We start from the raw sequence: 236 nt of genomic DNA on the forward strand, positions 1-236 counted from the left end.
AGGGCCCGGTCCAGGTCGGGCACCCGGCCCGGGCGCACCTCGTTCAGATCCAGCCACACTGCCGAGAGGAGGGCGTGGAGCTCCAGGGCCCGCTCCCGGGAGAGGCCGGAAGGGGAGAGGCTCCGGCTTTGGGCGAGGGCCTCGAGGTAGGCGAGGCGGGCGAGGAGCTTCTCCCGCTCGGCCTCCAGCTCCGCCACCCTCCTGCGCAAATGCTCCAGCTCGTCCACCCTCATCGT

The 236-nt window shown here is 72.5% G+C and carries 1 protein-coding gene; it reads right to left on the bottom strand.

The window, feature by feature from the left end; genetic code table 11:
- Positions 1-236, bottom strand: a 236-nt coding sequence (locus tag ACYQ0J_RS13595; protein ID WP_460172623.1) for a hypothetical protein, incomplete at both ends; no start/stop codon positions are given.

The organism is Thermus sp. FJN-A (genome assembly GCF_054655095.1).